We start from the raw sequence: 9683 nt of genomic DNA, 5'->3' as shown, positions 1-9683 counted from the left end.
TGGGTTGGATGTTATTTAAGTTCTTCTAGGATCTCTGATACTATTTTAAGGAATTTTTGGATGATAATCCTATTCCTTTCCTCGTCTTGTTTCCTTTTTATGGCGATTGAATATAGGTCTGCTAATCTTTCTACTATTTCAAGGTCTTTTTTGTCATAGCCTCCATCTTTGTTTGCGAGGGCTATTATACCCACGAGTTCATTTTGTAATAGTGTTGGGACCATGAGGAGGTTTTCAATTTTCACATGATCTGCTGGGATGTGAGGCAGCCTATGATCTTCTTGGGGATTATTGGATAATAATGGTTTCCTATTTTCCATGATCCAATCCCATAATCTGGTCATTTTAGGTTTTTCCTTTAGTTGGCATTCTTTTAATGTTTCCTCTGGTATGATACACTCCTTTAGTCCCTCCCTGTTAACGACTTCTATGATACAAAATTGACTTTCTGTAAGCTTTCTCGCATATTCTATAACATTATCCGATATTTTCTCGAGTGATATAGGTTTCAGAAGTTCTTTAGCAAGATTTGCTAATGCTCTGCTTATCCTGTTCTCCTTTTTAAGTGTCAGTTCATATTCTTTAAGTGCTGTGATGTCTTTGAGTATTCCGGTTATGCCAATAATTTCACCCTCGGAATCTCTTAGAGGTGAAAGAGACACCATAAAGTATAATATTTTACCATTTTTTTCCCATTTCCAATGATATGCCCTTGATTCGCCCTTTAATACTTTCTGATTTTCTTGATGGTGTATTTCACCAGCAGTTCCAAAAACTTCCCTAGGGGTCTTCCCTATCATTTCCTCCTCGGCCAAACCATAATCTTGTATTTGACCTGATACCATAGTATATTTTTCATTAGCATCTAAGGTGAACAGAACATCATTTAATGATCTTATAATTGCACGATATCGTTCCTCGCTTTCCCTTAATTTTTTCTCTATTTTATCTTTGTAGAGTGTTATTTCAATTACACTCTGTAGTTCCCGGTCCTCGAAGGGTTTTATAATGTAACCGAATGGTTCTGTCACTTTAGCACTTTCAAGGGTCTTCTTATCAGAATAAGCCGTTATATAAATGATGGGGATTCCGAATCGTCTTCTGATCTCCTCAGCTGCTTCTATCCCATCTATTTCACCCTTGAGGACGATATCCATGAGTATGACATCAGGTCTTGTTTTCTCGGCCAATTCGATAGCCTCTTCACCTGTAGTTACAGTAGCAGTAACCTCATATCCTAGCATTTCTAAGCGTTGTTTGATATCCATAGCAACTATGTTCTCATCTTCCACTATCATTACCTTTGCCATGATCCAAACCCCAAGCTTGAATTACCCCATTATATATTATACTTTATTATATAAATTGGATTCAATGTATATTTGTATCGAGGGAATAGATGGGGCTGGTAAAACAACTCAATGTAAACTTTTGAAAGACTGGCTTGATAAAAATGGATACAAAGTAGAGCTTATCAGAGAACCTACCCAGTCACCCATCGGTAAACTGATAAGAAAAATACTAAACGAACCAAACTTACCAACCGCTGAGCAGCAAAAGGTACTAGGCCTGTTATTCGCAGCTGATAGACTCCTCTTGCGAGATAAAATCCAAAAGGCAAAGGATGAAGGAATTATCATAGTAAGCGATCGATGCTTTTATTCTAGCATAGCATACCAAGAACCAGAAGATTGGATAAAAGAAATAAACAAATTCGCCATAAAACCAGATATCGTCATAATCTTGGACATCAAACCTGAAAATGCCCAGGAAAGATTCGAAGGCCTTGAAAGGTTCGAGAAGAAATCATTCCTTGAAAGAGTGAGGAAAAAATACCTCAGAATAGCAGAAGAAAACGAATGCTTTATAGTAGATGCTAACAGGGGCATTAACATCATACAAGATGATATAAGGAAGATAATAGCACCCTATCTTGGCATTTGCAGATAGACTATCTACCCTCTAATTCCTTTATGCGCTCGTTAAGATACTTTATGATCTCATCCCTAGCCTTTTCAAGCTCCTCTAATTCCCCTTGAAGAACTGGCCCCTGATCTGTCTGGACTAGCTCCACATCATATTTCTCCATAATCTTTATAACCATACTACCTGTTACCCCATGTGGCAATCTCATCTCATATAACATGCATAACCACCTATTCAAGGTATTCCCTGGCGGGTTCAAAAATCTCTATCAAATATTCGCTAACAGCATTTTTAAGGTCAAGTGGATGTAATTCGCCGCTGGAATATGCTTTTATGAGCTCTTCACGGCCAAGTTCAAGGTCGCCTCCGAACTTTTCAGGCCTTTTTATCAGCATCCTATCATACATTGGTAGTATAAGATATTCGGCCATCTCTATTATAGGGTTGCCTTTTATCTCCTTCATCGGACAATAGCTTTTCTTTATCTTTTCCCTGATAACTTCTGGTGGATCGTCAACTGCTATGAAATTGCCCTTACTAGATGACATTTTCTCCCCACCATCTGTTCCATGGAGTAGGGGTGTGTGCATACATACCGGTGCATTGTAGCCGAGTCTTGGGAGGTTTTCCCTGGCAAGCATGTGTATTTTCCTCTGCTCCATACCACCCAATGCAAGATCCACTTCTAGGAATATCATGTCGATGACTTGCATGAGTGGGTATATGACCTCCGCGACCTTGGGGTTTTCAGCTTCTCTTGTTATCTGAGCCATACTCCTCTTAGCCCTTGCTAGTGTCGTTATAAGTGACAATTCATAGAGTTTATGTGTGTACTCTTCTTTTGTCTGGAAACTTGACCCTAATATGAACTCTGTATCATCTGATAGTCCGAGGGCCTTGAAGCATCTCTTGTTGTATTCTGCCATCTCTTCTATTTTTTCCATGGGGCCTTTACCATTAAGGTGAGCATGATAGTCTGCCAGAAGCACTTTTACTTTGAATCCTATTCTTTGGAGGTCTAGGAGTTTCATTACTGTGATGGCATGGCCTACGTGTATTTTCCCTGATGGTTCGTAGCCTATATATGCGACTGGTTTTCTTTTTTGGAGTTTTTCCCTTAATTCTTCTTCGGTGATCAATTCTATGGTGCCCTTCTTCGCGATTTTTATCTTTTCTTCGATATCCACTTTTATCACCATAGGATGTATGTTTTGTTGCCTATTTGAACTACTGATACCTGGTCACCAATCTTTAAATTTTCCATACCAGGTTTAAGTTCGAGGTCTATCGGCTCGTAGCTTATAGGATCCAGTATTTGGATTTTAGTAGGGGATATTGCCGTGACGGTTGTCTTCTTTATATCCTCTGGGGTTGCTATCCTTTCTATTTTCTGGTATTCACGCCAGAGTGTGGTTGACATCTCTCGTCTATCAAGGTCGTAGAATAGTATACCATGGGAGTTCATGGCTTTTATGATCCCTACACGGCCTTTATATGATATTAGGTCTCCTTTTTTGAATTTGGGTAATTTGAATGAAATCCATATCCTGTAGATGTTTTTGCCAGTGGATTTGTCTCTTCCCATGAGCCTGGGGGATTCTTTCACAAGCCCCCCGAATTCTTCTCGGAGCGCTGCTATAACCCGCTTGGCTGCCTTATATGATCCTATATAATAGTCCACGCCCTCTTTTTGCATGGTTTTCTTGGCAAGGTATGCTAGTTTGTCTTTTCCCCATAGTCTTTGGAGGGTTTTTTCTATTATCTGTTCCGCCTCTTTTATCTCCTCTGGTCCTAGGCTTCTTTCATCTGCTCTTAATTGTATGACCGCTTCATAATATCCAGATCTGTATTTACTGCAATATGGGCATACTATCTTTTTTAATCTTACCTCTGTATAGAAGTCTTGTGTTATCTCTTCTCCTAGAATTTTTGCCTTTGCTCTTACTAGGCAGGAGCTTATGGTCCCCCTTTTCTGGAGTATTTCAAGGTCTACTATGACATCATCTACTTTTTTTTCGATATTGTTTTCAAGGGCGCGGTAGATTATCTCGTCTTCTGGTACGCCCCTCCCAGTCCATTTTCCATTGATTAGTTGTGCATTGCAGTGTGCGCAGACTTCAACTTCTATCCTTTCCGGAACTTCTAAAAGCTTGTACTCTTCAAGGAAACATTCCTTACATAATCCTTTGTATAGTCGGGTGTTGGAGCGCCCGCATTTTATGCAAAAATTCCCACCCATATAAAACTCCTAAATTTTTAGACCGGCTTTAATGGGGCTTTGGCGCCGCAAGCCTCACATTTTAGGAGGGATATGCGGCCTTCTTTTATTATGCGAGTGTCTGGACGGTTGCATTCTGGGCATAATACGAACTTTTTCACATAATCTTCTATCCTTTCATTTATGTGGAAATGTGTGAATTTTCCTTGTAGGATGGCCCGTTTACCTTCGATGTTTCCTGCTGTTCCAAGTTCCCTTAAGAGGTATCTTAGAAGGTGTTGTGGGTCCCTGTTTAATTTGGCTGCTATTTCCTTGAAGTTTTGTATGAGTGTCCTGTTACCTTGGATGACAGAATAGGCCTTTGGGGTTGTGAAACGTTTAGTTTCTAGGACTTCTGGTGGTAATTGTTCTATGGCCCTGTCTAGTAATTTTTCATAATCTTGCAAGTTTATCATGCCTCCTTCCCCCAAATTTAGACTATTTTTACGTAGCCTCTTTGGGGTTCGAATATTACTCCTTTTTCTTGTAAAAATCTTAGGAGTTCTTCTACTTTTTCTTCACTTATATTATATCTGTCTAGCATTTCTGATTTAAGGATGTTGGTTGGTGCTTTTCCCCCGTATTCTTCTTCGAGTTCTTTTATTAGTTCTATTAGTATGTTGAATTTGTCTCTTTCTGATTTTGGGGTTCTGCCTTCTACTTTGTCTATGTCGATTTTGCCTGTTTCTGGGTCGTAGCCGACTTGTTTGAGGCAGGATTTCGCCAGTCTTATGGCCCTTTTAGCATCTTCTGCTTCGACTTTATTTTTGAGTTTTACTCTGGCGCTCGCCTCTGCTAGTCTTATTATGGCTTCTAGTTGGCGTGCTGTTATCGGAACTGGCGAATCTTCGTCTGTTGCGCTGCTTCGCATTGAAACATAGAATTCTTCGAGTACTTTCATTGCCTTGTCTGTTAGTGTGGGATGAATATTCTTTCTTGCATATGCTATATATTTTCTTAGTAATTCGGGTTCGATTTCTATGGGTAGCGTATCCTCTTTGTGGGTTTTGAGGATGTGCCTTGCAAGTTCTCTGTCTTTTTCCTCGTGTGGTTTGTCCTCTATGACGAATATTAGGTCGAACCTTGAAAGTATAGTTGATGGTAAGTCTATTTGCTCTGCTATGGACTTGTAAGTGTCAAATCGCCCGAATTTTGGATTGGCTGCTGCTAGTACTGCGCAACGTGAATTTAGGGTTGCCATTATACCTGCTTTAGCTATACTTATTGTGTTGTGTAGTACTAGACCATGGGAGACAAATAGATGATATGGTTCAACAGTTATATCATAAACCCATTTTGAGTCAGTGTTTTTGATCATTTCCACGCTTTTGACTTTAATAAATCGTAGATTTTTGGCTGGTTCTAACTCTTCAATGAAGTTTGTTGGTAATCTGTTCTCCATTAGTCGATGAGGCCATGTAGAATATGGTGTTTTCAGTTTTTCTGTTAATTCTTCAACTGTGAGGAGTCTCTCTGCGGTTTTAATATTGATTTCCTCGCTTGGGTTTATTCCATTTGATAGCCTTGGTAAGTTATTATTATCTGCTAGTCTTATTTGGGTTTTCAGTTTTTCAATTCTTGGATCATCAATTATCTGGGCGAATCTTTCCATGTTGTCTTCGCTGATTATAATCTTATAATTTTCTCCATCTTTGAGGATGTAAGAATAAATTCCAGAGATTAAAAGTAGATCTTGTAGGTCTTCAGCCATTTTAGGCGAAACTGTGCGATAACCTGTATGGTGCCCATCCACGAAACCATCGACCTTGTAATAAGCATTTAAAAACGCCCTTTGAGCATCGGCAGGACCCATCAGGATCTTATCTGGAACTCTTCTCATATCTGGTGGTGATAAAAGATCAGGGAATTCATCAAAATTAACGATCCTGAGAGTATATACTGTTTTCTCGCCTTCTTTTTTCATGGAAACATTATATTCTATCTTTCGTTTTTCTAATATTTTTTTAAGTTCTTCAATTAATTTTTCATCAGCACTTATAAACTCGGCCCTATTATAATATTTTGAGAGGGCGAATCCTAAAAATTTAGCAGTAACGGTGTCAATATCTCCCTTCGCGGATATATTGTAACTATTTACCCCAATTACCAATGTATTCTCTTTAATTTCATCTGCGCGGACGGTTTTAATATCACCATCCCATATTACAATTGGATGTTCGGGTGTTACAATAATGCTCCTACCATTTTCAAATTTTATTTTTATAAAATTATCAGGGGCTTTATGCCGGCTTATCCTATCAGCAGTGACTGGGATTATCCTTAAATTTTTCAAGTCATATGCCATTACCTTGAGTTTATCTGTTATCAAGATCTCAGTATCCTTTCCATGGATTATCTCATTCTTCCCCTTTTTCATGAGTTCGTCTACAAGATCGCCTATCTTGGCTTTCCTACCATCTGCGAGAAGAATCTCGAAATCTTTGTGATAGCTTTGTTGCTCAAGGGCCTCGTGTATGGCTGAACGGTCCTCTTCTCGCATTTTATCCAATTCATCGACACAGACGATTCCGCGGTCTCCTAGGACTAATGCACCGGCTTCGAGTGACCATCCGCCCAGTTCGTCCCGAACTGCAGCAGCTGTGTTATGGACCACTATACCATTTGCTATGAAGCTATGAGATTTTTTGACTGTTAGATCATAAACATAATCATATGGTGATGTGATAATCTCAACTTTCTTTATCTTTTCAAATAGGATATCAGAATAAGCCAACTTTTCTAAATATTGAAGCTTTTCTTTAATAGTCTTTTCTTGAGCTTTCAAATCAGTTAAAATTTGAACAATGGATGTGCGCACTTTTTTATCCTTTATTCTTTTTGCGATTTGGACAAGGATTCTAAATGGTACTTTCGTACTCCATTTAATTTTCCCGAGCTTTGACCTGATATTATCGGATATCTCCACTTTAATATTTTCAATTGATGCTTTTGATTTTAAGTTTTTGATAACCTTTTGGAGGGATTTTCTTGAAATGACGCCTCTTTCTTCAACTAAATATCCGAGGTTTGAATCATAGGTTTCTTTAACGCTTATTCCATAGAAACTTCTTATTTCTTTTATGATCCCTCCAATTCCGGGTATTAAATCTGTTTTTGTGCTCTTTCTTTTACTTAGTAACTTTTGGAGTTTATTTTTCTTATTCGGATGTTCGGATCCAATTAATTTGGCGAACTTTTCAATCTCCTCTCCAGAAATCCGGATTATATAATTATCTTTAATGTTGCCTTTTACCCTTGTAAGTTCCTCCTTTTTTACATGTGCTATTATCCCAAATCTTAGGAATGCAAGTTGGAGTTTTTTAGCCAACTTATCTTTACAGTGCAAATTGATGGAACCATTACCTCCTATGATGACGGTTCCATTGGAATCGAATAATCCTCTGATAAATGCTGCTAGTCCTTTATCTGGAAGGGAAAATATAATATCTCTGTCGTATTTTGGAGATCCTGGAATGTCGAGCCTGTTTAAAATGTGTGCGATAATCTTCGAATTGAACATGATACTTGAAGCGCTTTCTTTTGGCTCGATCCCGAAAAGCTCTTTGACAATGGATTTGAATCTTTCTCTAAGCTCTTTATTATTATTTGAGAACCTTATGGAATAAGAACCATCAGGTGTGACTCTAATATCCCCATCACCAGCCATCAGACCTGCAAAATACAAGAATCTTTCGTTCAAATATTTAGGAAGCTTTATTGGACGTCCATCTTGTGAAAAACCCTGAATTTTATCAGTTAACTTTTCCAAGTTGTAATTGGCTTTTCTAACGAGTTTTAAGAGCATGCCTAAATTGATAATTGGGGTATTCTCATTAGTCCAATAATGGTTATCTTCATTAAATTCAAGCTCCTTGGCGAACTCCTTAAAGCCTTCCTCTTTTTTAATTTTCCTGATAAGTTTTTTTACTAAAGATTCTACTCCATGGACTACCACATTATCCATGTCCTTGATAAGTTCAAGTGTTAAAATATTTTGTCCCTTGTGCTCTAATTTTCTCGTTGTCACCACAAGGTCGCCTTCTTCAAATTTTCTAGATTCTTTCCACTTTAATTCTCCATTTTCAAAGCTTAAAATTTTTGTTTCTGGTGTTAGAGTCAATTCTTTCCCAGTTTGTGTTGTTATTTTAACTAGTTTTTCAGGGGCTTTAAGCTTCCAAATTTTATCAGAAAACTTTGAAGATACTTTTGTTGGGTTTATGGTTTGAATCTTGATCGGTTTTTTAAGCCTTGATAGATAGATTCCCTTTCTGTATTCGATAGGTTTGATGAGGTTTTTTTCAACGAAATCTCCAATTTCAAATGCCCCTTCTTCTGTGAAGATCAGGCTTTCAGGGGCTACACACAATCCAACACCGGTTGTGCCTTTACCACTGGTATATATGCCCCTTGGGGCTAATTTTGAGACATATTTAAGCATTTGGGATTTTCCGATACCAGGGTCTCCTACTATTAGTATGTGTATGTCCCCTCTGAGTCTTGTTTTATCATCTAATTCTTTCCCTGTTCCTCCGAATAGTTGTAGTGCAATGGCTTCTTTGATTTCACGGTATCCGTAGATTGATGGGACTGTGGATCTTACTATCCTATCATATATGTTGGGGTCTGCTGCGAGTTTTTTTATTTTTTTCTCGTCCTCGGCTGTTATCTGTAGTTCTTCGAATTCTTGCTCGAGGAATTCCGCGTAGTTTCCGTATATGAAGTTTTTGAAGCGTTTTGTCTTATCATCCCTTATTGTTCTGAGTATGCCTGTGACCCTCACCACATCCCCTGGTGTTAGGGTGTCCACGAGGTCGTCTTCTAATACTATTGTTATTTGTCTGGGCTGTTCACCACCTGAAAGGTTTTCCAGTGGCTCTTGTAATTTTAAGTTTTGCGTGTCAAGGAATTGGGAATCTTCTTGTAATAGTCTGAATGAGCGGCCCCTGCATTCTGGGCAGAATGAAGGTTCGGTTAAAATGTTACTGGGTTGTGGCACCTCTTGTAGGTGTCCACAACTTCTACATTCAAAAGCGGCTTTTAGTATTCTTGGACGTATTTCATCAACTTTTCTCACGATACCGTCAACTGCGACTAATTTACCTATAAATTTACTCCTCAAATCCCTCAATGGGATAATATTAGTGATATTCTTGAATCTTATGTTGAGATCCGCGTCTATTCCCATGGGGTTTATGTTTCGGATGGCTCTCTGGGCTGTTTTTATTATGGTGTCAGGTTTTTCTATTAGAAGATCCGCAAGGTCCGGGTCGAACATTTCAAGGTCTCTATAGTCTATTTCAATAGATCTTACAGTAGGATATTTCTCCAAGACCTCGAATATCTTGTCCTTATATTCTTTTGTGGAGAAGAATTCTTCAAATCTAATAGTGGGTGTTTTTGTTTTCTCTGCTACCTTCATCATAAAAGTATATTATTATCGTTTTATAAAAATCTTTACAAAGAATGAATTTCAGAATACAAGGGGATGCGCCGGAGGTGA

General features: G+C 38.4%; 7 protein-coding genes. 1 reads left to right on the top strand and 6 read right to left on the bottom strand.

Annotated elements, in window-relative coordinates; all coding sequences use genetic code 11:
- Nucleotides 1-11: 11 nt before the first annotated feature.
- Nucleotides 12-1310, bottom strand: coding sequence for a response regulator (locus DPC56_RS00400; RefSeq protein ID WP_112093093.1), 1299 nt, complete (start codon nt 1308-1310; stop codon nt 12-14).
- A 64-nt stretch (nt 1311-1374) separates the two neighbouring features.
- Here DPC56_RS00400 and tmk point away from each other — a divergent pair, with 64 nt between their 5' ends.
- Nucleotides 1375-1950, top strand: a complete 576-nt coding sequence (gene tmk, locus DPC56_RS00395) for a dTMP kinase (protein WP_112093092.1) — start codon at nt 1375-1377, stop codon at nt 1948-1950.
- A gap of 1 nt (nt 1951) precedes the next feature.
- Here the strand turns inward: tmk and DPC56_RS00390 are convergent, their stop codons facing one another.
- The 5 genes from DPC56_RS00390 to DPC56_RS08495 are packed head-to-tail and all read right to left on the bottom strand — an operon-like array spanning nt 1952 to nt 9605.
- Nucleotides 1952-2146 carry a hypothetical protein gene (locus DPC56_RS00390; protein WP_112093091.1) on the bottom strand — a complete coding sequence of 65 codons (195 nt, stop codon included), beginning with the start codon at nt 2144-2146 and terminating at the stop codon, nt 1952-1954.
- A gap of 10 nt (nt 2147-2156) precedes the next feature.
- Nucleotides 2157-3113 carry a tyrosine--tRNA ligase gene (locus tag DPC56_RS00385; RefSeq protein ID WP_181454345.1) on the bottom strand — a complete coding sequence of 319 codons (957 nt, stop codon included), beginning with the start codon at nt 3111-3113 and terminating at the stop codon, nt 2157-2159.
- Between the two features lie 5 nt (nt 3114-3118).
- Nucleotides 3119-4165, bottom strand: a complete 1047-nt coding sequence (locus DPC56_RS00380; protein ID WP_112093089.1) for a 60S ribosomal export protein NMD3 — start codon at nt 4163-4165, stop codon at nt 3119-3121.
- A gap of 17 nt (nt 4166-4182) precedes the next feature.
- Nucleotides 4183-4590 carry a translation initiation factor IF-2 subunit beta gene (locus DPC56_RS00375; protein WP_112093284.1) on the bottom strand — a complete coding sequence of 136 codons (408 nt, stop codon included), beginning with the start codon at nt 4588-4590 and terminating at the stop codon, nt 4183-4185.
- Nucleotides 4591-4616: 26 nt separating this feature from the next.
- Entirely contained in the window at nt 4617-9605 is a 4989-nt protein-coding gene (locus DPC56_RS08495) for an LAGLIDADG family homing endonuclease (RefSeq protein WP_112093088.1), read from the bottom strand.
- Nucleotides 9606-9683: the final 78 nt, after the last annotated feature.

The sequence above is a fragment of the Methanothermobacter tenebrarum genome (genome assembly GCF_003264935.1).
In the GTDB taxonomy this organism is placed as follows: domain Archaea; phylum Methanobacteriota; class Methanobacteria; order Methanobacteriales; family DSM-23052; genus Methanothermobacter_A; species Methanothermobacter_A tenebrarum_A.
Note: the sequence above shows the minus strand (reverse complement) of the source record. Positions and strands in the feature narration are given on the sequence as shown.